Genomic DNA, 20,945 nt, shown 5'->3' with positions numbered 1-20,945 from the left:
ACGACTGTCCAGACCTCGCGCACGCCCCGGCTGAACCACCGTCACCGTGTGCTGAGCCGGACAGTGGTGGGGGGAAGTCCGAACAACTCTTGCCGTTGAGCAGCCTGTTGAGTTCCGCGCGAGGGCAAGACCGGCGTCACCGGGCGTGGTTCGCCGCCACTACTCCGGCCGGGAGGGGGCACCCGGACACCGACAGAGGAGGTAGCTGCCATGGGTGCTTTGAAACGTTGGCTCGACCGCAGTCTGCTCGCGCAGACCGTCCTGCTCTTTCCGCTGGCGGTGGGCATCGCCGCACTGTTCCGCCGGGATGCGAGCCCGGTGATCTGGGTGATCCAGGGCGCGCTGTACACCGCCATCGGCGTCACCGTCATGGCCGTGCAACGCCGCAAGGCAAGCCGTGAGGTCGGTGTCGACCCGCGCGAGATAGGTGAGCTCAACCGCAGGATCCGGCGTCGTGAGGTGCCGAAGGACCCCGAGGAGCGGGCGATCCTGCGCCGGCTGGTCGACCAGCAGCTGGGGCAGATGGAGCGGGGCGGCCGGTGGCTGCCGTACTGGCTCGGGTTCATGGGTCTGGTCGCCGTCGGCATGCTCGTGCTCGGCGCGCTGTCCGGTTCGCTGCTCTTTCCGGTGCTCTTCGCGATCGGCGTGATCGTGTTCTGTGTCTGGGTGCTCTGGATGCGTCGCCACGCCATGGACCGCGCCCGGTCCATGCGATCGGCGCTGAAGGACCAGGAGCAGCACGACGAGAACCACATGGGCCGCGAGGACCGCACGGGCCGCGCGAGCCACGAGGACTGCGCGAGCCACGAGAACCGCGCGTACCGCGACGAACGGGTGTAGCGCGTTCACCGTCCCCGGCCGGTCACGCCGTGCGTTCCACGCTCCACACCGGCAGGTACGAGAAGAAGGCGACCGCGTCCTCCCGCCACCGCGGTCGCCATGCGGCGGCCAGCGCGGAGGCCTCCTCCGCGTGGCGCCGCATCTCGGCGCGCAGCCCGGCTGCCACCCCGTGGCGTACACCGATCTCCCGTACCGCGGCCACGGTCCCCGCGGTGCAGTCGGCGTCACCGAGGGCCGATTCCACGACGGCGCGGTCCGCGCCGTCGACGCCGGCCAGGAGGGCTCGGACCGTGTAGGTGTGCCGGCCGTCGCGGAGGTCGGTGCCGACCGGCTTTCCGGTGACCTCCGGGTCGCCGAACAGGTCGAGGTAGTCGTCCCGCATCTGCCCGCAGATCCCCACCAGCCTTGCGTAGCGCCGCAGTTCGGGCGCGAAACGGTCCGGCTGCTCACCGGCGGCCAGCAGGCCCAGCTCCATGGGCGCCAGGAGCGAGTAGCGGGCGGACTTGTAGTCCGTCACGTCGTGCAGGACGTCCTCGTCCGGGAGCCCGGTGGTGAAGTCGCGTTCCAGATCGACGATCTGCCCGACGAACGTGTTCGCCGTGGCGCGGGTGTGCGCCTCGACCATGGCCTGACGCACCGCCAGAGGCACGTCCGCTTCGAGGAGCACCCGCAGGGACAGCGCCAGAGCGAGGTCACCCGCCAGTACGGCGAGCCCGAGCGCGGTCCGCGGCCGGTGCGGGAACCGCTCGCGGTAGGCGTAGTAGGTGCTGGGACCGCCGCGCCGGACGGGGCTGTCGTCGATGATGTCGTCGTGGATCAGCCCATGCGTCTGGAGCAGTTCGATGCTCAGCGCGGCGGCGTCCAGTCCGTCGACCGGTTCGCCGGTCACCAGACGAGCGGCCTCGTGCAGGAGCACCACCCGCATCCGCTTGCCGCCGCGCAGCGACAGTTCCCGCAGCAGCCGCAGGCAGTCCGGCGTGAAGCGGCTGAACGCCGGCGCGTCCATGGTGGCGGCCAGCGTGTCGAAGTACTCGGCGAACCGTGCGTTGAACCGGCTCTCGTACCCGGCGGCGCGAGCGCGGGTCCGCCGGATGAGATCGGCGGTGAGGTCGGGGCCGGCGGTGAGGTCGGGGTCGGTGACGGTGGCGGCGGCGGGGTCGGCCATGGCACGTTCCTGTCCGAGCGGTCGAGCGAAGGTCGAGCGGGGTCGAGCGGCGGTTGAGCGGTGGTCGAGCGGTCGTCGTCCGGCGCGGCGACGGCCGGACACACGTCGTAGGAACGTACACCGCGCTCGGACGAACCCATGGGCCGCGTGCGGAGCCAGGGGGCGGGGATGCGGAGTGCCGGACGGCGCGGGCGGGCCTGTAGCGTGGCGATCATGGCCAATTGGGTGATGCGGCCGGCCTCGGCGTCGGACGTCGAGGCGGTGGCCGAGCTGCGTGCGACCGTGCTGCGCGCGGATCTGGAACGGCTCGGACGGTACGACGAGCAGCGGGTGCGGCAACGGCTGCGCGACGGCTTCGCTCCAGCCCACACCTGGGTGATCGAGGTGGCCGGCGCGTTCGCCGGCTGCGTGGCGCTGCGCCCGGCGGAGGACGCCCACTGGCTGGAGCACTTCTATCTGGCCCCGGAGGTCCAGGGCGGCGGCGTGGGGTCGGACGTACTGCGCGAACTGCTGGAACGATGCGACCGCGCCGGGGTCCTCGTCCGCCTGAACGTGCTGCGGGGCAGTGCGGCCCGACGGCTGTACGAGCGGCACGGCTTCACCCTCGAGAGCGAGGACCCGGTGGACGTCTTCATGGTGCGCAAGCCGTCCCTCTGACCCGGCCACGCGGCCGGGGCGGGTACGGTCGGCGGGGCGATCGGAGGGGGAGCGGCGGTGGAGCGGACGAACGGCGGTGCCGGAGCGGCACAGCGGTGGGCGTGGAGGCGGCGGCGGGAGAGTGTCCTGGCCGCGCTCGCGGTGCTGACCGCGGTGCTGCTGGCGTTCCACCGGCTGGTGCCCAACCGGGTGGGACGGCTGGGAAGTCTGCTGGAGTCCTTCCTGCCGTGGCTCGGCCTGCTGGTCGTCGTCCTCCTCGCCCTGGCGGCGCTGTACCGGTCCGCCGTCGCCCTGGTGGCCCTGCTGCTGCCCGTGGCGGCGTGGACGCAGCTCTTCGGCGGCCTCCTCGTGCCCGGCGACGCGAAACCCGGCCCGCGCGACCTGGTCGTCGTACAGCACAACGTCAGCGACGAGAATCCCGAGCCGGTGGCGACGGCCCGCGCCCTGGCCGACGCCGGCCCCGACCTCATCGCACTCCAGGAACTGGTGCCCGAGGCACTGCCCCGCTACGAGAGCGCGCTCGCGCGGCGGTACCCGTACCACGCGGTCCGGGGCACGGTCGGGCTGTGGTCCCGGCATCCGCTCAGCGGTGTCCGGCCGGTCGACATCAAACCGGACGGGATCGTCGAACCCTGGAGCCGTGGGCTGCGGGTCGTGGTCCACACCCCGCACGGCACCCTCGCGGCCTACGTGGCGCACCTGCCCTCGGTCCGAGTCGGCGCGAGCGGCCTCGCGTCCTCCTGGCGCGACGCGAGCGCCCGGCTGCTGGGCCGGGCGGTCGCCGCCGAGGAGCAGGAGGCCGTCGTCCTCCTCGGTGACCTCAACGGCACGGTCGACGACCGCGGGCTGTCGCCGCTGACCTCACGGATGAACGTGCCGGAGCGAGGCTTCGCCTTGAGTTTCCCGGCCGTGTTCCCGGTGGCCCGCATCGACCAGGTGATGACCCGCTCGGCGACCGTCGCCGGCATCCGCACCCTGCCGGCCACCACCAGCGACCATCTCCCGGTGACCGCCCGGATCACCCTCGGCTGAGGCGCCGGACCGGACGGCCACGCGCCGCCGCCCTCGCACCGGTCAGTACGGCCCGCTCTCCGCGCCCGCAGTCTGCGGCAGGGCCAGTCCGAAGAGCGAGCCGGCCGCGGCGGCCAGCCCTGCCGCGCACCGGGCGGCCGTCTCGGCCGGTACGGCCGTACGCCGCAGCGCACCGGACACGGCGTCCTCCAGCAGGGCGAACCGGGCGATGAGCAGCCGTGGTCCCGCCGAGCCGGTCCGGCCGTGGTCGGCCACGGTGGCCAGGACCTCGTGGGCCCGCAGTTGCAGATCCGTCAGGGGCTGCCAGGCGTCGGCCTGTGGCCGCCCGGTCGAGCGCGGATCGGCCAGTGTCTCGCGCAGCCGGGGCCCGAGATCCGTGTGCCAGGCGGTCATCGTGCCGGTCATCTCCGCGTGCAGCCCGTCGAGACACATCCGCAGGACGACCGCGCCCGTCGCGACGCCCACCGGAGCCGGGCGCCGGGCACCGGACGCCCTCGGCGCGGACGGCCGCGCGGAAGCGCCCAGGTAGTTCCGCAGGACGACGGGCATCACCTCGGCCGGAGCCGGCTCCACGGGGTCGGCGGGCACCAGCGCCGAGCGCACGGGGGTGAGACAGTGCGCGGCCTGCTCGGCGGCCGTACGGCAAGCGTGGTCAGTGGGCACGGGACGCACCGCTCCTTTCGCCGGTCTCGCGGACCGGTCGTCGGGTGTTCAGGAACACGGCGGCGAGCGGCGCCCGGTTCACCGCCGGCGCGGGAGGCGCCGCCGACGGGCCGGGCCGGGGGGCGCCGTGCAGTCCCGCACGTTCTCTCGGCCCGACCGTTCTCTCGGTCCTGTCGGTCCTGTCGGTCCTGTCGGTCCTGTCGGTCCTGTCGGTCCTCTCGGTCCTTCGGTCCAGGAGGCTAGGGGCCGTTGCGCCGCGTGTCGGCCGTCCGGCCGGGAGACCGGTGAAAGTACCGATGCCCGGCCCCGGCGCTACGACGGACCGGACCTGTCGCCCCGCACCTCGGCACGTGACCGCGCGGGCACGGCGGTACGGCCCACCGCCGCCGCGAGTTTGCGCAGGCGACGCCAGTCCAGCCGGGGCGGCGGGTCGGGGGTGCCGGGCCGTTGGCGGGGGACGCGGACGCGCAGGACGCGGCGCTCGACGCGGCAGCGGACGGGGGCGGGCAGGGTGACGGCCTCGCCGTCGAGCCCGGCCTCCACCTCGGGTGCGTCGGCCTCGATGACCACGTCGTGAGAGGTGGTGGTGCTCAGTCCGCCCGGGGCCAGCAGCAGCTCCGCGGCGTCGACCGCGCTGTCCACCTTCACGGTGACCACGCCGAGCCGCCCGGAGTCCAGCCGCGCGCGCCGGCCGAAACCGAAGGGGTCGTCCAGGCGGTAGGGGTTGTTGCTGACCAGCACGGCCTGCGGATCGGCGATCGCGGTCCGGCCGAACCTGGCCGTCAGCCGCGGACCGCGCTCCCGGGCCAGCAGCTCGGGCAGCAGCTGCAACGCCGTACCCACCTTGTCGTCGCGGTAGCCGGGGCTCTGCACGACTGCTCCGTACACCCCGAACGAGGCGTTGTTGACGAAGGGACGGTCACCCGCGAAGCACAGGTCCACACGGACCTCGACGCCATCGGTGAGCGCGTCCAGACAGGCCGCGGGGTCGTCCCGGTCCAGCCCCAGGTCCATTGCGAAGTGGTTGCGGGTTCCGGCCGAGATCACCATGAACGGCAGACCGTGCTCCGCCGCCACGGCGGCGACCAGAGCCTGCGTGCCGTCACCGCCGCCGACGCCGAGAAGGTCGGCGCCGTCCGCGACTGCGGCCCGGGCCAGGGCCGTCACGTCGGGCCGCTCCTCCGGGTCGAGCAGCACGACCCGCGCACCGAGTCGCTCCGCCTTCTCCCGCAGGGCGAACCGCTCCACCTTTCCGCCGCCGGAGCGGGGATTGAGCAGCAGGAAGGGCCGCCGTGGGGCCGGGGTGCGGTACTCCTTGACCCGGGTGGACCGCACGCCGGTGCTCCGCAGCGCGTACCGGCCGGTCCACACCGCCGCCGACCACAGCAGGGCGGACAGGACGACGACCCAGAGCAGGTTCGCCCGCGCGAAGAGCGTGACGACCATGACGGGAGTGAGCAGGGCCAGCGTCGCCGCGGCCATCCGTACACCACCCCGGCGCGACAGCGTCCACCACACCGCCGCCACCGTGAGAGCGAGACCCGCGAGGCCCGCCACCAGCAACAGCAGGCCGCGGACACCCCCCTCGGCAAGGGGCAGCAGCAGGGCCGCCGCCGCGGCCAGCAGCGCCGCTCTGGCCGCCCAGGCCTGACGCCGATGCGCCCATTCCCTGACCACCGCTACCACTCGTCCCCTCCACCGCCGCCGGACGGTCCCGGCGGTCGTCGTCATGACCACCACTTCCCCGAAAACACCGGCAGCCACCGAAGCGGCCCTGCCGGTGTGCGGAAGGGGGAGGGGACACGGCCTGTCACCGCGCCGTGGTCGAGGCACTGGCCCGGAGGTGGCCCGGTGTGTGTCTCACGGGGTGCAGGCCTCGGCGATCGACAGGCTGTTCTCGTAGAGGTGGTGCCGGGTGATCCGGCCGTCCTCGACGGTGAGGCGCAGCGCGAACGGGCCCTCGAAGGACTTGCCGGTCGCGCGTACGGTTCCCGAGAGGTGACCCGTCAGGACCGCGTCGGTGCCGTCGACGAGGACGGCGTCGACGCGGGCGTGCGCCGCCTCGGGCACGGTGTGCTCCGCCAGCTCCGCGAACTGCGCGGCGCATTCGGCGGCGGTGGTTCGCGGGCGGATCCACGGGACGGCGGGATTCTCGGCGAGCAGCCAGTCCACCTCGTCGGCGAACAGCTCGACGAGCCGCGCGGTGTCCCCGGCCAGCCGGGCGGCCAGGAACTGCTCCACGACGGCGCGGGTGGCCTCGGCGGGGGACATGGGCGGGTGGACTTCGTGGGACATGGCGCTCTCCTCGCGGCTGTGGCCGGACCCCGGCGGGGTGTGCGGATGTGCTCGATCCTGCCGGGGGAGCGGAGCGCGGTCGATTACCCGCGAGGTCATGCGCCACCCGCTGTGGGAGCGGAAGTAGATGTAGGAGTGGTTGAGGGCGTCGGGGAGCGGTCGCCGGTCGGTGTCGTACGGCGTGCAGGAAGCGCATGCCTCTGGCGTCGGCGGTGTCGCGGCGTACGTCCAGCCCTGCCGCCCGGCACCGTGCGGCCAGCCATGACGACGCGATCCGCAGCTTCGGGTAGCTGCCGGCCCGTCGGTGCCAGGCACCGGCGACCCGGGTGTGGAGCAGGTCGTGGACGATCACCGTGTCCTGGTCTCGGTAGTCGAGCCGGCCGACCAGGCAGCTGTCCGAACGATTGACTGAAACTGCGGTGCGCGTCACGGCGGTTGACGCACGTGATGCGGCGAAGGACCGGCCGCCCCGACCAGATGCGCGGCGGAGGCGACCGGACGCCCGCCGCCGCTTGGCCGCCGCTCAGCCGCCGTTCCGCCGCCTCCCTTGCCGCACTCCGGGACGTCGACCCGCTGGAGACCCAGGCCGTACTCGATCGTGGTCCCGTCCAGGGCGCGGACCGGGAGTGTGCGCCGCATCTGCGTCAGTGACGTCTGGCTGACGATCCTGCCGTCGAGCAGGCCGGCGTAGAAGTGGTTGAGGTCGTCCATGGTCGACACCAGTGCGGCCGACGGGCCCACCCAGGACATGTCGTAGACGCTGTAGTCGCGCGGCGGATCGATCGTGCCCCACAGCGCCTCGTACATCCGCGAGTGCGGTCCCTCGATCCGCGGGCCGGCCGGGAACGCAGTGTGCCGGAGCCCGGCGCGCTCGATGACGTTCCGGGTGATGTACTCCTCGGCCGTGACGCCGGTGACCTTCTCCAGGAGTTGGCCGAGCAGCAGGTAGTTGGTGTTCGAGTACACCCCGGTCGGTCCTCCCGCTTCCCGCGGCGCCAGGCCTGGTCTGCGCGGCAGGTCCTAGCCGTCCGCCGACGGACCGGTGCGGACGACGGCCTGGTCGCCGTGCGGGCCGAACAGGTGCAGGATCTCCACCGCGTCCGGGCCGGCGGGGCCGAACCAGTGGGGCTCGTTGGTGTCGAACTCGGCCACCTCGCCCGGCCGGAGGGTGACCTCGCGTTCGCCCAGGATGAGCCGGAGCTCCCCGGCGAGCACGTACAGCCATTCGTAGCCGGAGTGGGTGACGAGCTTCGGCTCCCGGTGCGCGAGCACCTGCTTGAAGACCTGGACCCGGCCCGGATACTGCGTCAGCGGTACGAGGACACTCCCGCGCCCCCGGCTGCGCGGCTTGAGGTGGACGCGTGGATCGCCGGTGGCCGGAGCCGCCACCAGCTGGTCCAGTGCGACGCGGTGCGCCCGCGCGAGCGGGATGAGCAGGTCGAGGGTCGGGCGCCGCAGCCCCGACTCCAGCCGCGACAGTGTGCTCACCGAGATCCCGGTGTCGTCCGCGAGCGCCTCCAGGGTGAGTCCGCGGTCGTGGCGCAGTTCGCGCAGCCGTGGCCCGATGCCGTCGAGGATCTCCGAGAGTTCCGCATCCATGAGGGCCATTTTGCGGCCTTCGCAAATTCCCTGGGCCGCCGATCCCCTCCGAACCCAGCATGAGCGGGCAGAGCAACCCGGCAGAACCGGAGGAGAACTCGCGTGCGCACCACATCCCCGACCGCCCCGCCACCCGCGCTCGGCGCGCGCCGACGCTGGACCGTCCTCGCGGTCTGCGCGCTCAGCATGTTCCTGGTGGGCGTGGACACCACCATCGTCAACGTGGGCCTGCCCGAGATCGGACGCGGCCTGGACGTGGAGACCCGAGGGCTCGAATGGGTCGTCGACGCCTACACCGTGGTCCTCGCCAGCCTCCTCATCGTGTCCGGCGCGCTCGCGGACCGCTTCGGACGCCGCCGCGTCTTCCAGTCGGGGCTCGTGCTGTTCGGGCTCGCCTCACTGGCCTGCTCCCTGGCGCCGTCGCTCGGAGTGCTCGTCGCGGCGCGGGCCGTCCAGGGCGTCGGCGCCTCGATGCTGAGCCCGGTGGCCCTGGCGATCGTCGTGAACACCATGCCCGATCCACGGGAGCGGGCCCGCGCCATCGGCATCTGGGCGTCGGTCTTCGGGCTCAGCATGGCGGCGGGACCGGTCACCGGCGGGGCGCTGATCGCCGCGTTCGGCTGGCGCTCGGTGTTCTGGATCAACGTCCCGGTCGTCGTCGCCGCCCTCGTCCTGGTCGCCGTGTTCGTACCGGAGTCGCGCGGCGCGCGCGCCCGGCGGCTCGACCCGGCCGGCCAGGCGCTGCTCACCGCGGCCCTGTTCCTCTTCGTCGGCGTCCTCATCGAAGGACCCCGCATCGGCTGGACCTCGCCGACGGCGCTCACCGGCTGCGTCCTGATCGCCGTCACCGCCACCGCGTTCGTCCGGGTCGAACTCCGCCGTCCCGAACCCCTGATGGACCTCGGACTCTTCCGGCGGCCCCCGTTCGCGACCGCGGTCCTGGGCGCGGTGGCGGTGTTCGTCGCCCTCAACGTGAGCCTGCTGCTGACCACCCTCTACCTCCAGCACGGCCGCGGCTGGACCCCGCTCGCCGCCGGCACGGCCACCCTGCCCATGGCGCTCGGCGCCACACTGTGCGCACCCTGGTCCGGCTCCCTGGTGGGGCGCCTCGGACCACGTCGTCCGCTGCTCCTCGCGGGCGCCTTCATCGCCGCGGGCGGGCTGAGCCTGGTGAACCTCGGCCCGCACACCGATGTGCCGCTGCTCCTGTTCGCCTTCCTGCTCATCGGGATCGGGTTCGGCTTCGCCAACGCCCCGCTCACCAACACCGCGGTCGGCGGCCTTCCGCCGTCGCGGGCGGGTGTGGCGGGAGCGATCACCTCGACCGCGCGCCAGGTCGGCTCGGCGGTGGGCATCGCGCTCGCCGGAGCCCTGGTCACCGGCGTCGCCCCCGCGGACCTCGCCCGCGCCTCGCACACGGGCTGGCTGATCGTCACGGCCTGTGGCCTCTTCCTGTTCGCCGTGGCCCGCACGTCCCAGCCGACGACCGCGGCCAAGGCGTAGCGGACATCTCCCGCCCGGTCCGAGGGCACCGGTCGGCCCGTGCGGCGTGGCGGCCGTAGGATCGCCGGAGGCGTGCCGTCCTCGCGCCGGGGGACGGCTGCCCAGGGGGCACGACGGTCGACCCGCGGAGGACTTCGGCACCATGGACGAGCGACAGCCACTCACCGGCGACGCGCTGACCGAGGCCGCGGAGGTGTTCCAGCGGCTGCGGCCACGGCTCTTCGGCATCGCCTACCGCATGCTCGGCAGCGTGGTCGAGGCCGAGGACGTGGTGCAGGACGTGTGGGTGCGCTGGCAGGGCGCCGACCGGGACGCGGTCCAGGACCCGGGCGCCTTCCTGGCGCGGATCACCACCCGCCTGGCCATCAACGTGGCGCAGTCGGCGCGGGTCCGCCGGGAGGCGTACGTGGGCCCGTGGCTGCCGGAGCCCGTGGACACCAGTGTGGATCCGCAGGTGGGCGCGGAGCGCGGCGAGGCGCTGGAGATGGCCGTACTGCTGGTCCTGGAGAAGCTGAACCCCGTCGAGCGGGCGGCCTACGTGCTGCGGGAGGCGTTCGACTACCCGTACGACGAGATCGCGGGCATCCTCCAGCTGAGCCAGGCCAACACCCGGCAGATCGTCAGCCGGGCCCGCAAACGGCTGGCCGCCGAGCGCCGTGAAGCCGTCGGTGCGGCGGAGCACCGGCGGCTGCTGGAAGCCTTCGTCGCCGCCGCGCGCCACGGTGACGTCTCCGCGCTCGAAGACGTGCTGTCGGCGGACGTCGTCGCCTACGCGGACGGCAACGGGATGCGGGGCGTGGCACGGCTGGAGGTCGTCGGAGCCGAGCGCGTCGCCAGGATCAGCGCCTTCGCCCACAAGTTCTTCCCCGGAGCCGACTACCGCGTGGCCGAGGCGAACGGCCGCCCCGGCGTGCTGCTCGTCCAGGACGAGGTCCCGGTCGCCCTGGTGAGCCTCACCGCCGGCCCGGACGGCATCGACGGCCTGTACTGGATCCTGACCCCCGAGAAGCTGAGGGCGTACGAGCACTCGGCGGGGAGGGCCGGCGGGCGGCCGTAGCACCGGCCTCCCCAAGCACCCGCCGCCCCCAGCCCCACAAGCCCCCATGCTCCCCGCCCCGGCCGGAGCGCCCCCACCCCGGCCGGGAACTCCGAGAACCCACCACCTCAGCTCCGCTTGAGCCACTCCTCATAGCGGACGTCGGCGATGTGCGCGCCGGCGTCCCCGGTGAGGACGCCGTCGGGCATGCTGGCGAAAAGGCCCGCCGTCTCGTCGGTGACGACCGTGCGGCCGTCCGGCTTGATCGCGAGGGTGATCTCGCCGAGCCGGTCGAGGCCGTGGATCTCGGGGCCCGCGACGTTCCGCACGCCGTTCGACGGCTCGCCCTGCGCCGCGGCGGCGACGGCGGCGGCGACCTCGGCGGAGGCGATCGGGCGCAGCCGGGTGGACGGCAGCCGTACCTCCGTACCCTGCGTGGACATGGCCATCACCGGAGCGATGAACTCGAAGAACTGGGTGGCGCGCACGATGCTGTAGGGGACACCGCTCTCGCGCACCGCGTCCTCCTGGGCGACCTTCGCCCGGTAGTAGCCGTAGTCGGGTACCTGGTCGACGCCGACGATGGACAGCGTGACGTGGTGGCGGACGCCCGCCTCCCGCTCCGCCGCGAACAGACTCCGTGCCGAGCGGGTGAAGAAGTCCAGCGCCGCCTCCGTCTCGAAGGACGGGGAGTTCGACACGTCCACGACCACGTCCGCGCCCTCGAGCGCCGTCGCCAGGCCCTGGCCGGTGAGGGTGTCGACGCCGGTGGAGGGAGCCGCGGGCACGGCCTCGTGTCCGTTGTCGCGGACCAGGGCGACCACCTGTGAGCCGATGAGACCTGTACCGCCGACGACCACGATCTTCATCGCTGTCTCCGTTCGATCGTTTCCTGCCGACGGGTACCGGCGACGTCCGCCGGACCCGGTGCGCGGAAGGCGCACGTCTACAAGACAGGGCAGCCCGCGGGTCTGTGACAGCCGGTGCCGAGGATGCTTCCGGGCGCCACCGCCATCCAGGTCTAGACCTTGACGTGTCCATGGAGCGTCACTACGTTCCCGAACGTCAACGGGCATTCACATTGACGGCGAATGGTCATATATGTGAACCCAGGTTCGGCAGAGAGGTACTTCCCCCCATGCGCAGCAGAACCTTGAAGTCCGTCCTTCTCGCAGCCGTCGGCGCGCTGCTGGCGGGTGTGCTCGCGGCGCCGGCCACGGCCGGGCCGGACGCCCCCGCCGCGTTCACCCATCCCGGCGTCGGCGTCAGCCGCGCCCAACTGGACACCATGCGGGCCCGGGTCGACGCCGGCACCGCACCGCAGGCCGCCGCCTACAGCCAGATGATGAACTCGCGGTACGCGTCCCTCTCCTACACGCCGCACCCGCGCGCCGTCGTCGAATGCGGCTCGTACTCCAACCCCAACTACGGCTGCACCGACGAGCGTGAGGACGCCATCGCCGCGTACACCCACGCCCTGGCCTGGTACGTCACCCGCGACACCGCCCACGCCACCAAGGCGATCCAGATCATGGACGCCTGGTCGGCCACCGTCCAGGACCACACCAACAGCAACGCGCCGCTCCAGACCGCCTGGGCCGCCTCCACCTGGCCCAAGGCCGCCGAGATCATCAAGCACGTCTACGGCAACTGGCCCAACTCCGGCCGCTTCGCCGGCATGCTCCGCAACGTCTACTACCCGGAGATCCAGAACGGCTCCAATTCCAACGGCAACTGGGAGCTGAGCATGACCCAGGCCATCATCGGCATCGGGGTCTTCCTCGACGACAAGGCGATCTACGACCGTGCCGTCTCGCTCTACCGCAACCGCGTGCCCGCGTTCATCTACCTCACCTCCGACGGTGCCCTGCCGCGCACCAAGCCGGGCGACGGACGCGACACCCGCGACGAGATCATCAGCTACTGGCACGGCCAGACCACCTTCGTGAACGGGCTCGCTCAGGAGACCTGCCGGGACTTCGCCCACACCGGCTACGGCATCGCGGCCATCGCCCAGGTCGCCGAGACCGCCCGCATCCAGGGCCAGGACCTCTACACCGAGTTCGGCGAGCGGATCCGGCACGCCCTCGGCTTCCATGCCACGTACGAACTGAACAGCCCGCCGTCCTGGCTGTGCGGCGGAAGCGTCAACCGCGGACTCGGCCCGGTCACCGAGGTCGGCTACAACGCCATGCACAACCGGCTCGGGTACGCCATGTCCAACACCGAGGCGTACACGCTGGCCCGACGCCCGATGGGGACGAACAACCTCTTCGTCGCCTGGGAGACGCTGACCCAGGGGGACAACCCCGCCTGACCCGAACAGCGGGGCGGTGTCCGTGCCGCCCCGCTGTTCTCTCCGCTGTTCCCCGCACCGGTCCGTTCACCGATCCGTGCACGAGGAAGCCATTTTGACAGGCCATTGACAAATGCACCCGCGGGTCGCCACAGTGCAAGGGAACCGCACAGTCGTGCAATCTCCCGCGCGACCCACGCAATTACCACGCCTGACCGCACCAGAGCACCGCTGACGCACGCGGCAAGCGCGGCCGGCGCGCGCCTTGCCTGACATCCCCCACCGTCAGGAAGGAAAGCTCCGTCATGTCTCAGCGCCCTCACGCAGGGCTCAGATGGCTCACGTCCCTGGCCCTGCTGCTCTCCGGAACGGCTCTGGCCTTACCGTCGTCCGCGGCGGCCGCCCCCGCGGACATCCCGCCCGCCGACTACCAACAAGTACAACTGGCAGCCGGTGCCGCCGAGTTGGGCGAGCCGATGTCGTTGGCCGTGCTGCCCGACCGCTCGGTCCTGCACACCGCGCGGGACGGCACGGTCCGCCACACCGACGCCGCCGGAAACACCAAGGTGGCCGGCAAGCTCGACGTGTACACCCACGACGAGGAAGGCCTCCAGGGCGTCGCCGCCGACCCGGGCTTCACCACCAACCGGTACGTCTACCTGTACTACTCGCCCAGGCTCAGCACCCCCGCGGGCGACGCCCCGGTCACCGGCACCGCCGCCGACTTCGCGGCGTGGAAAGGACATCTGAACCTCTCGCGCTTCACCCTGAAGACCGACAACACCCTGGACCTCGCCAGCGAGAAGGTCGTCCTCGAAGTGCCCAACGACCGCGGCCAGTGCTGTCACGTCGGCGGCGACATCGACTTCGACGCGGCCGGGAACCTCTACCTGACCACCGGCGACGACACCAACCCCTTCGACTCCGCCGGTTACGCCCCGATCGACGAACGCGCCGACCGCAACCCGCAGTTCGACGCCCAGCGCAGCTCCGGCAACACCAATGACCTGCGCGGGAAGCTGCTGCGCGTCAAGCCCACCGCCGCCGGGGGCTACACCGTCCCGGCCGGCAACCTGTTCGCACCCGGTACCGCGAACACCCGGCCGGAGATCTACGCGATGGGCTTCCGCAACCCGTTCCGCATGTCCGTGGACCGCGCCACCGGAACCGTCTACCTCGGCGACTACGGCCCGGACGCCGGCGGCACGGACGCCGGACGCGGCCCCGGCGGCCAGGTCGAGTTCGACCGGATCACCGGCCCCGGCAACTACGGCTGGCCCTACTGCACCGGCACCAACACCACCGCCGAGACGTACAACGAGTACACCTTTCCCAGCGGCCCCTCCGGCGCCAAGTACGACTGCGCGGGCGGCCCGGTCAACAACTCCTTCCGCAACACCGGCCGGCCGCAGCTGCCCCCGGCCAGGGCCAGCTGGATCAAGTACGGCCTGGACGGCTCGCCACCGGAGTTCGGCGGCGGCTCCGAGTCCCCGATGGGCGGCGAGGTCTACCGCTACGACCCGGCCCTCGACTCGTCCGTCAAGTTCCCGCAGTCCCTGGACGGACGCTTCCTCGCGGCCGAGTACGGACGCCAGTGGATCAAGTCGGTCGAGGTGAGGAGCGACGGCTCGTACGGCACCATCGAGGACTTCCCCTGGAACGGCACCCAGGTGATGGACACCGACTTCGGCCCGGACGGCGCGCTGTACGTCCTGGACTACGGCACCGGCGGCAACAACCAGGCGCTGTACCGCGTCGAGTACATCGCCGGCAGCAACCGCAACCCGGTGGCCAAGGCCGCCGCCGACCGGACCTCCGGCGCGCTGCCGCTGACCGTGCAGTTCTCCTCCCAGGGCAGCACCGACCCCGAGGGGCGGCCGCTGACGTACTCCTGGGACTTCGGCGACGGTTCGACCTCCACGCAGGCCAACCCCAGCCACACGTACACCACGAAGGGCACCTACCGCCCCACCCTCACCGTGAAGGATCCCGAGGGCCTGACCGGCACGGCCAGCCTGGTGATCACCGCGGGCAACACCGCGCCGACCGTCACCCTCCAGACGCCCGCCGACGGCCAGTTGTTCTCCTTCGGCGACACCGTGCCCTTCCGCGTCCAGGTCACCGACCCCGAGGACGGCACCGTCGACTGCGCCAAGGTGAAGGTCACGTACCTCCTCGGCCATGACAGCCACACCCACGCCATCACCTCCGCGAACGGCTGCACCGGCACCATCACCGTCCCGCAGGACGGTGAGCACGACAGCGCGGCCAACCTGTACGGCGTCCTCGACGCCGAGTACACCGACGGCGGAGGCCTGACCGGCCACTCCCCGCGCACCCTCCAGCCCAGGCACCGGCAGGCCGAGCACTTCACCGGCCAGTCCGGCATCGAGACCGCCGCGCACGGCCCCGCCGAGGGCGGCAGAACGGTCGGCTTCACCGACAACGGCGACTGGATCTCCTTCAAGCCGTACGCGCTCGCGGGCGCGACCAGGTTCACCGCACGGGTGTCCTCCGCCGGGGCCGGCGGCACCCTCGAAGTCCGGACCGGCTCCCCGACGGGCACCCTTCTCGGCACCGTCACCGTGCCGGTGACCGGCGGCTGGGAGACCTTCACCGACGTCTCCACCGGCCTGTCCGCCGTCCCCTCGGGCACCACCGAGCTGTTCCTCGTCTTCCGGGGGCCCACCGGCCAGGGCAACCTCTACGACGTCGACGCGTTCACCTTCACCACCGGCACCCCGGGCGGGACCACCCGGGAGGCGGAGGCGTTCACCTCCGGCTCCGGTGTCCAGTCCGCCGCGCACGCCCCGGCAAGCGGCGGGCAGACCCTCGGCTACATAGAGAACGGCGACTGGGCCGGCTACACGACCGTCTCCACCGCGGGCGCGACCGCCTTCTCGGCAAAGGTGTCCTCGGCCGGCGCCGGCGGCACCCTCCAGATCCGCTCCGGCTCGGCGACCGGCCCGGTGCTCGGTTCCGTGACCGTGCCCGTGACCGGCGGCTGGGAGACGTTCGCCACCGTCAGCACCGCCCTCACCGGCACCGGTTCGGGACCGCTGTTCCTCACCTTCACCGGCGGCAGCGGATTCCTCTTCGACGTCGACACCTTCACCCTGACCACCGCGGCACGAAAGGGGCGATGACCATGAGCGACCCGAGAGGGCGGACCCGGCGCGGCCCGGCGGCCCTCGCCCTGGCGCTGGCCTGCGCGCTGGCCGCACCCGCCGGAACCGCCCGAGCTGCCCAGGACGACGCGCAGGCCGCCTACGACGTCCTGGTCTTCTCCCGCACGGCCGGATTCCGCCACGACGCCATCCCCGCCGGCATCGACGCCCTGCGCTCCCTCGGCACCCAGGCGGACTTCTCCGTCACGGCCACCGAGGACGCGGCGGCCTTCACCCCGGCGAACCTCGCCACGTACGAAACGGTCGTGTTCCTCAACACCACCGGTGACGTCCTGAACACCACCCAGCAGAGCGCCCTGGAGTCCTACGTCGACGGCGGCGGCGGTTTCCTCGGCGTGCACGCGGCGGCCGACACCGAGTACGACTGGCCCTACTACGGCAAGCTCGTCGGCGCCTGGTTCAAGAGCCACCCGGCCATCCAGCAGGCCACCGTCCGAAACGAGGACCGCACCCATCCGGCGACCGCGCACCTCGGCGCCACCTGGACCCGCACCGACGAGTGGTACAACTACCGCACCAACCCGCGACCCGGCGTGCATGTGCTCCAGACCCTCGACGAGAGCAGCTACGGCGGCGGCGAGATGGGCGCGGACCACCCCATCACCTGGTGCCACCCCCAGGGCAAGGGACGCTCCTTCTACACCGGCCTCGGTCACACGGCCGCGTCCTACGCCGACCCGGCCTTCCGGAACCTGCTGCTCGGCGCCGTGCGCTACACGGCGGGTCAGGCGCCGGCCGACTGCTCGGCCCCGGCCGGCACCGCGCCGGTGGAGGCGGAGTCGTACAGCTCGGGTTCCGGTGTCCAGGCCGCGGCGCACGCCCCGGCCAGCGGCGGGCAGACCCTCGGCCACATCGACAACGGCGACTGGGCCGCGTACTCCTCCGTCTCGACGGCCGGCGCCAGGACCTTCACCGCCAAGGTCTCCTCGGCCGGCGCGGGCGGCACCGTCGAGATCCGTTCCGGCTCGGCCACCGGCACCCTCCTCGGCTCGGTGCGCGTACCGGTGACCGGCGGCTGGGAGACGTTCACGACGGTGTCGACCACGCTCACCGCCACGGCCTCCGGGCCGCTGGTCCTGAGATTCACGGGCGGCGGCGGAGCCCTCTTCGACATCGACACCTTCACCCTGGCCACCCAGCCCGCGGCGACGGCTCCCAACCCGGACGTCCACCTCTTCTACTACCCGTGGTACGGCAGCCCGGCGGTCAACGGCGGCTGGCGGCACTGGCAGCAGGGCGGCCGCACCCCGCCGGACGACATCGGCGCCGACTTCTACCCGACGCTCGGCCCGTACGACTCGGGTGACTTCTCCGGTGTGGTGGCCCAGCACATGAAGTGGGTCGCCCGCTCCGGCGCCGGTGTCGTCGTCACCAGCTGGTGGGGCCGCGGCGGCTACGAGGACCGGCTCGCCCGGGGCATCCTCGACGCCGCGCAGCAGGAGGGCGTGAAGGTGGCCTGGCACCTGGAGCCGTACGCGGGCCGCACGGCGGCGTCCACCGTCGCCGACATCGAGTACGTCAACAGCACCTACGGCGGCCATCCGGCCTTTTACCGCTCCGCCGAGCACGGCGGACGAGGGGCGTTCTACGTCTTCCAGAGCCTGGACATCACCGACTGGTCGGCGCTGGACCAGGTCACGGACACCAGCATCGTGCTGGCGCAGACCACCGACACCACGAAGATCGCCCACTTCTCCGGCATGTACACCTACGACGGCATCGCCGGAGCCACCGCCCCCGGCTGGAAGCAGGCCGGTGATCACGCCCGCGCCCGTGGCCTGATCTGGGCCCCGTCCGTCGCCCCCGGCTACCTGGACGACCGAGCGGTGCCTGGCAACACCACACCCACCGTGGAGCGGGCGAACGGCACGGCCTACGACCGGCAGTGGTCCAACGCCCTCGACCCGGCCGTCGGAGGCGACCCGACCTGGGTGTCGGTGACCTCGTTCAACGAATGGCACGAGGGCAGTTCCATCGAACCGGCCGACTCGACCCCGCCCGCCGGGCACGGCTACCGCACCTACGACGGCGCCTACGGCCTGACCGGCACGGCCGCGGAGACGGCCTACCTGGACCGCACCGCGTACTGGGCGGCCCGCTTCGCCACCGCGACACGGCGCTGACGCGGCACGCGCTCAGGGACGTGCACCGGGACGTCCGGCCCGCACCTGCCGGGCGTCCCCGGATCAGAGTGAGGGTGAGGGTGCGGTGACCGGGCCGGGCGGCAGATGGACCGTCATGATCAGGTGGCAGGTTCCGGTGCCCGCGCTGCGGTAGGTGTGCGGGGCGTCGCCGTCGAACGTGGCGGTCTGTCCGGCGTCGAGGGAGTGCTCGGTGCCGTCGACGACGAGGGTCATCCGGCCGGAGACCACACTGACGGTCTCCACCACGCCGGCCTGGTGCGGGTGGCTGGGGTACTCCTCGTCGGGCTCCAGACGCCAGCGCCACACCTCGACCGGGGCCGGGCCCGAGGTGGTGAGCATCAGCCGGGCCTCTCCACCGTGCTCGCCCGTCCACAGCGGTGCCACCTCGTCGGCGGACACCACTCGGACACGGCCCTCCGCCGGCCCCTGCATCAGGGCGGACACCGAGATGCCGAGGGTGTCGGCGAGCCGGACCAGCGTGGCCAGATTGGGATTGCCCTGGGCCTTCTCCAGGCCCACCAGTGCGCCTTTGCTCACCTGGGCGCGCCGGCCGAGTTCCTCCAGCGACAGGCCCGCGCGGATACGGGCCGCCCGGACGTTGTGCGCGACCGTCCGCAGGGCTGCGGCTGTCTCGGCCACCTGATCTCCATCCTCGCAGCGGGGTCATTGGGCAGGATTATCGGCAGGGTCGGTCGGTTGCACCGCACGGTCGTTTCATTGACAAGGGTCGGTCATTTTGGTGTACGGTGCGGTCGTTCTACTGACAGTGTAAGGGATGTGCCGTGATCGCTCTGCTGCTGGCCCTGGGCAGCTCACTCGCCTACGGATGCGCCGACTTCTTCGGAGGGCTCGGCTCCCGCAAGGCCCATGTACTGCGCACCGTGATGATCGCCGCCCCGGCGAGTCTCGCGGTCGAACTTCTGCTGTGGCCGGTGCTCGGCGCCTCCTTCAGCGCCGGTGCCGTCGGCTGGGGCGCCGTCTCCGGCGTCGCCTCGGCCGCCGCCTTCGCCCTGCTCTACCGCACCCTGGCGATCGGCCCCATGAACGTCCTCTCGCCCGTCACCGCCCTGGTCTCCGCGGCCCTGCCGGTCGGCGTCGGCCTGCTGCAAGGCGAGCACCTGGCCGCCGCCGGGCTGGTCGGGCTGCCGCTCGCGCTGGTCGCGGTGGTGCTGGTCAGCGCCGGCCACGGCGCCGGCTCGGCCCGCCCCTCCCGCACCGCCCTGCTGCTCGCCCTCGGCGCCGGAGCCGCCATCGCCCTCCAGCTGGTCTTCCTGCACCAGGCACCCGCCGACAGCGGTGTCGCCCCGCTGATCGTCGGCCGCGCGGTCTCCTCCGCCGTCACCCTCGCCGCCGCCGGCCTGCTGCGCCGCCGGCTGGGCCCCGAGCGCCCGGCCTACGCGATGTCGGCCGCCGCGGGGGTGCTGGACTCGGTGGCGAACCTGCTGTTCCTGCTCGCCGTCCGCTCCGGCGACCTGACCGTCGTCGCCGTGATCACCGCCCTCTACCCGGCCGGCACCGTCCTGCTCGCCCGCGGTGTACTCGCCGAGCGCATCCACCGCGGCCAGCTCGTCGGCCTGGGCACCGCCGCCGTCGCCGTCAGCCTCCTCGCGCTGACCTGAGCGGCCCACCACCGACCCCGGCCCCCGACCCACCCCGCCCCGACACAGGAAACGGACCCGACCATGACCGCCTTCCGCCTGGCCCCCGCCGTCGCCGACGCGTTCCCCGGCACCCTCATCGCCCTGGTCACCGCCGACGGCCTGCGCGGACACGAGTCCTGGCCGCAGACCACGGCCGCGGTGGCGGAACTGGAGCGGCAGCTCGCCGACGGCACCTGGCACCCCGCCGACGAGACCGACCCGCGCATCGAGGCGTGGCACACCGCCTACCGCTCCTTCGGCACCAATCCCCGCCGTATCCGCCCCAGCGTCGACGCGCTCGGCCGCCGCCTCGCCAAGAAGGGGGAGCTGCCCCGCATCAACCCGGCCGTCGACTCGTACAACGTCGTCTCCGTCCGCCACGGCCTGCCCGCCGGCGCCTTCGACCTGGACCACGTCACCGGTGAGGTGGTCGTCCGGCACGCGGACGGCACCGAGTCCTTCACCCCGCTCGGCGAACCGGACACCGTCGAGCAGCCCAGGCCGGGAGAGATCGTCTACGTGGACGGCACGGGCGTGCTGACACGTCACTGGAACCACCGCGACGCCCACCGCACCCGCGTCACCGAGGACTCCGCGCACGTCGTCTTCCTCCTGGAGACCCTCCACGCCGACCGCGACGGCGACCTCCTCGAGGTCGCGGCGGACGAACTCCAGGGCCTGCTCGCCCCGCACGCCGAGCGGACCGCCGTGCACCACCTCAGCCCGGCCCAACCGCAGGTCACCGCCTGATTCCTGCCCGCGAAGGCGCGGGCCGCGTGATCGACTGGAGCGTCGTACGGCTGCGGCGTACGGTCGAATGGTGGCTGAAACCAGTCATGGACCCTCGCCCTACGGCGTGATGCGATGAGTAATCCCGAGTCCACACC

At 72.5% G+C, this 20,945-nt stretch carries 18 protein-coding genes; 10 read left to right on the top strand and 8 right to left on the bottom strand.

Annotation, left to right across the window (positions count from 1 at the left end; translation table 11 throughout):
* Window positions 1–210: 210 nt before the first annotated feature.
* Window positions 211–840, top strand: a complete 630-nt coding sequence (locus ABT232_RS31760; protein WP_351846368.1) for a hypothetical protein — start codon at window positions 211–213, stop codon at window positions 838–840.
* Window positions 841–862: 22 nt separating this feature from the next.
* On the opposite strand, the gene ABT232_RS31755 is transcribed toward ABT232_RS31760, so the two are convergent.
* Complete coding sequence (locus ABT232_RS31755) at window positions 863–2,005, bottom strand: polyprenyl synthetase family protein (protein ID WP_351846365.1); 1,143 nt, start codon at window positions 2,003–2,005, stop codon at window positions 863–865.
* 213 nt (window positions 2,006–2,218) lie between these two features.
* Here ABT232_RS31755 and ABT232_RS31750 point away from each other — a divergent pair, with 213 nt between their 5' ends.
* The gene (locus tag ABT232_RS31750) at window positions 2,219–2,662 is read left to right on the top strand and encodes a GNAT family N-acetyltransferase (protein WP_351846361.1); all 444 of its coding nucleotides are present in this window, start codon (window positions 2,219–2,221) and stop codon (window positions 2,660–2,662) included.
* Window positions 2,663–2,719: 57 nt separating this feature from the next.
* Window positions 2,720–3,694, top strand: a complete 975-nt coding sequence (locus ABT232_RS31745) for an endonuclease/exonuclease/phosphatase family protein (protein WP_351846359.1) — start codon at window positions 2,720–2,722, stop codon at window positions 3,692–3,694.
* 42 nt (window positions 3,695–3,736) lie between these two features.
* On the opposite strand, the gene ABT232_RS31740 is transcribed toward ABT232_RS31745, so the two are convergent.
* The 5 genes from ABT232_RS31740 to ABT232_RS31720 all read right to left on the bottom strand — a co-directional run bounded on the left by ABT232_RS31740 (window position 3,737) and on the right by ABT232_RS31720 (window position 8,251).
* Complete coding sequence (locus ABT232_RS31740) at window positions 3,737–4,357, bottom strand: hypothetical protein (RefSeq protein ID WP_351846356.1); 621 nt, start codon at window positions 4,355–4,357, stop codon at window positions 3,737–3,739.
* Between the two features lie 312 nt (window positions 4,358–4,669).
* Complete coding sequence (locus ABT232_RS31735) at window positions 4,670–6,088, bottom strand: diacylglycerol/lipid kinase family protein (RefSeq protein ID WP_351846353.1); 1,419 nt, start codon at window positions 6,086–6,088, stop codon at window positions 4,670–4,672.
* Between the two features lie 129 nt (window positions 6,089–6,217).
* Entirely contained in the window at window positions 6,218–6,652 is a 435-nt protein-coding gene (locus tag ABT232_RS31730) for a nuclear transport factor 2 family protein (protein ID WP_351846351.1), read from the bottom strand.
* A 426-nt stretch (window positions 6,653–7,078) separates the two neighbouring features.
* Window positions 7,079–7,651, bottom strand: coding sequence for a serine hydrolase domain-containing protein (locus ABT232_RS31725; RefSeq protein WP_502975512.1), 573 nt, complete (start codon window positions 7,649–7,651; stop codon window positions 7,079–7,081).
* A gap of 21 nt (window positions 7,652–7,672) precedes the next feature.
* A complete protein-coding gene (locus ABT232_RS31720; protein ID WP_351846348.1) occupies window positions 7,673–8,251 on the bottom strand; it encodes a helix-turn-helix domain-containing protein in 579 nt (192 codons plus the stop codon).
* 102 nt (window positions 8,252–8,353) lie between these two features.
* Here ABT232_RS31720 and ABT232_RS31715 point away from each other — a divergent pair, with 102 nt between their 5' ends.
* Window positions 8,354–9,754: an MFS transporter gene (locus ABT232_RS31715; RefSeq protein WP_351846345.1), complete on the top strand. Its 1,401-nt coding sequence runs from the start codon at window positions 8,354–8,356 to the stop codon at window positions 9,752–9,754.
* Between the two features lie 142 nt (window positions 9,755–9,896).
* On the top strand, window positions 9,897–10,811 hold the full coding sequence (locus tag ABT232_RS31710) for an RNA polymerase sigma-70 factor (RefSeq protein ID WP_351846342.1): 915 nt from the start codon (window positions 9,897–9,899) through the stop codon (window positions 10,809–10,811).
* Between the two features lie 107 nt (window positions 10,812–10,918).
* On the opposite strand, the gene ABT232_RS31705 is transcribed toward ABT232_RS31710, so the two are convergent.
* On the bottom strand, window positions 10,919–11,659 hold the full coding sequence (locus ABT232_RS31705; protein ID WP_351846339.1) for an SDR family oxidoreductase: 741 nt from the start codon (window positions 11,657–11,659) through the stop codon (window positions 10,919–10,921).
* 269 nt (window positions 11,660–11,928) lie between these two features.
* Here ABT232_RS31705 and ABT232_RS31700 point away from each other — a divergent pair, with 269 nt between their 5' ends.
* The 3 genes from ABT232_RS31700 (at window position 11,929) to ABT232_RS31690 (ending at window position 18,397) form a co-directional block, all read left to right on the top strand.
* Window positions 11,929–13,107: an alginate lyase family protein gene (locus ABT232_RS31700; RefSeq protein WP_351846337.1), complete on the top strand. Its 1,179-nt coding sequence runs from the start codon at window positions 11,929–11,931 to the stop codon at window positions 13,105–13,107.
* Window positions 13,108–13,391: 284 nt separating this feature from the next.
* Window positions 13,392–16,232 carry a carbohydrate-binding protein gene (locus tag ABT232_RS31695; protein ID WP_351846334.1) on the top strand — a complete coding sequence of 947 codons (2,841 nt, stop codon included), beginning with the start codon at window positions 13,392–13,394 and terminating at the stop codon, window positions 16,230–16,232.
* Between the two features lie 2 nt (window positions 16,233–16,234).
* On the top strand, window positions 16,235–18,397 hold the full coding sequence (locus tag ABT232_RS31690; protein WP_351846331.1) for a glycoside hydrolase family 99 protein: 2,163 nt from the start codon (window positions 16,235–16,237) through the stop codon (window positions 18,395–18,397).
* Window positions 18,398–18,460: 63 nt separating this feature from the next.
* On the opposite strand, the gene ABT232_RS31685 is transcribed toward ABT232_RS31690, so the two are convergent.
* On the bottom strand, window positions 18,461–19,057 hold the full coding sequence (locus tag ABT232_RS31685) for a helix-turn-helix domain-containing protein (RefSeq protein ID WP_351846329.1): 597 nt from the start codon (window positions 19,055–19,057) through the stop codon (window positions 18,461–18,463).
* 143 nt (window positions 19,058–19,200) lie between these two features.
* Here ABT232_RS31685 and ABT232_RS31680 point away from each other — a divergent pair, with 143 nt between their 5' ends.
* On the top strand, window positions 19,201–20,037 hold the full coding sequence (locus tag ABT232_RS31680) for an EamA family transporter (RefSeq protein ID WP_351846327.1): 837 nt from the start codon (window positions 19,201–19,203) through the stop codon (window positions 20,035–20,037).
* Between the two features lie 63 nt (window positions 20,038–20,100).
* Window positions 20,101–20,808 carry a B3/B4 domain-containing protein gene (locus ABT232_RS31675; RefSeq protein ID WP_351846324.1) on the top strand — a complete coding sequence of 236 codons (708 nt, stop codon included), beginning with the start codon at window positions 20,101–20,103 and terminating at the stop codon, window positions 20,806–20,808.
* Window positions 20,809–20,945 lie beyond the last annotated feature (137 nt).

The organism is Streptomyces sp. NPDC001532 (assembly GCF_040298625.1).
GTDB lineage: Bacteria > Actinomycetota > Actinomycetes > Streptomycetales > Streptomycetaceae > Streptomyces.
This window is presented reverse-complemented; position numbering and strand designations above follow the sequence as displayed.

What these genes read in the sequence shown, in the direction of transcription:
- ABT232_RS31675 (WP_351846324.1), top strand. Translation starts at nt 20,101, where the DNA reads ATGACCGCCTTCCGCCTGGCCCCCGCCGTCGCCGACGCGTTCCCCGGC.
- ABT232_RS31730 (WP_351846351.1), bottom strand. Translation starts at nt 6,652, where the DNA reads ATGTCCCACGAAGTCCACCCGCCCATGTCCCCCGCCGAGGCCACCCGC.
- ABT232_RS31750 (WP_351846361.1), top strand. Translation starts at nt 2,219, where the DNA reads ATGGCCAATTGGGTGATGCGGCCGGCCTCGGCGTCGGACGTCGAGGCG.
- ABT232_RS31690 (WP_351846331.1), top strand. Translation starts at nt 16,235, where the DNA reads ATGAGCGACCCGAGAGGGCGGACCCGGCGCGGCCCGGCGGCCCTCGCC.
- ABT232_RS31720 (WP_351846348.1), bottom strand. Translation starts at nt 8,251, where the DNA reads ATGGATGCGGAACTCTCGGAGATCCTCGACGGCATCGGGCCACGGCTG.
- ABT232_RS31760 (WP_351846368.1), top strand. Translation starts at nt 211, where the DNA reads ATGGGTGCTTTGAAACGTTGGCTCGACCGCAGTCTGCTCGCGCAGACC.
- ABT232_RS31700 (WP_351846337.1), top strand. Translation starts at nt 11,929, where the DNA reads ATGCGCAGCAGAACCTTGAAGTCCGTCCTTCTCGCAGCCGTCGGCGCG.
- ABT232_RS31705 (WP_351846339.1), bottom strand. Translation starts at nt 11,659, where the DNA reads ATGAAGATCGTGGTCGTCGGCGGTACAGGTCTCATCGGCTCACAGGTG.
- ABT232_RS31735 (WP_351846353.1), bottom strand. Translation starts at nt 6,088, where the DNA reads ATGACGACGACCGCCGGGACCGTCCGGCGGCGGTGGAGGGGACGAGTG.
- ABT232_RS31755 (WP_351846365.1), bottom strand. Translation starts at nt 2,005, where the DNA reads ATGGCCGACCCCGCCGCCGCCACCGTCACCGACCCCGACCTCACCGCC.
- ABT232_RS31710 (WP_351846342.1), top strand. Translation starts at nt 9,897, where the DNA reads ATGGACGAGCGACAGCCACTCACCGGCGACGCGCTGACCGAGGCCGCG.
- ABT232_RS31695 (WP_351846334.1), top strand. Translation starts at nt 13,392, where the DNA reads ATGTCTCAGCGCCCTCACGCAGGGCTCAGATGGCTCACGTCCCTGGCC.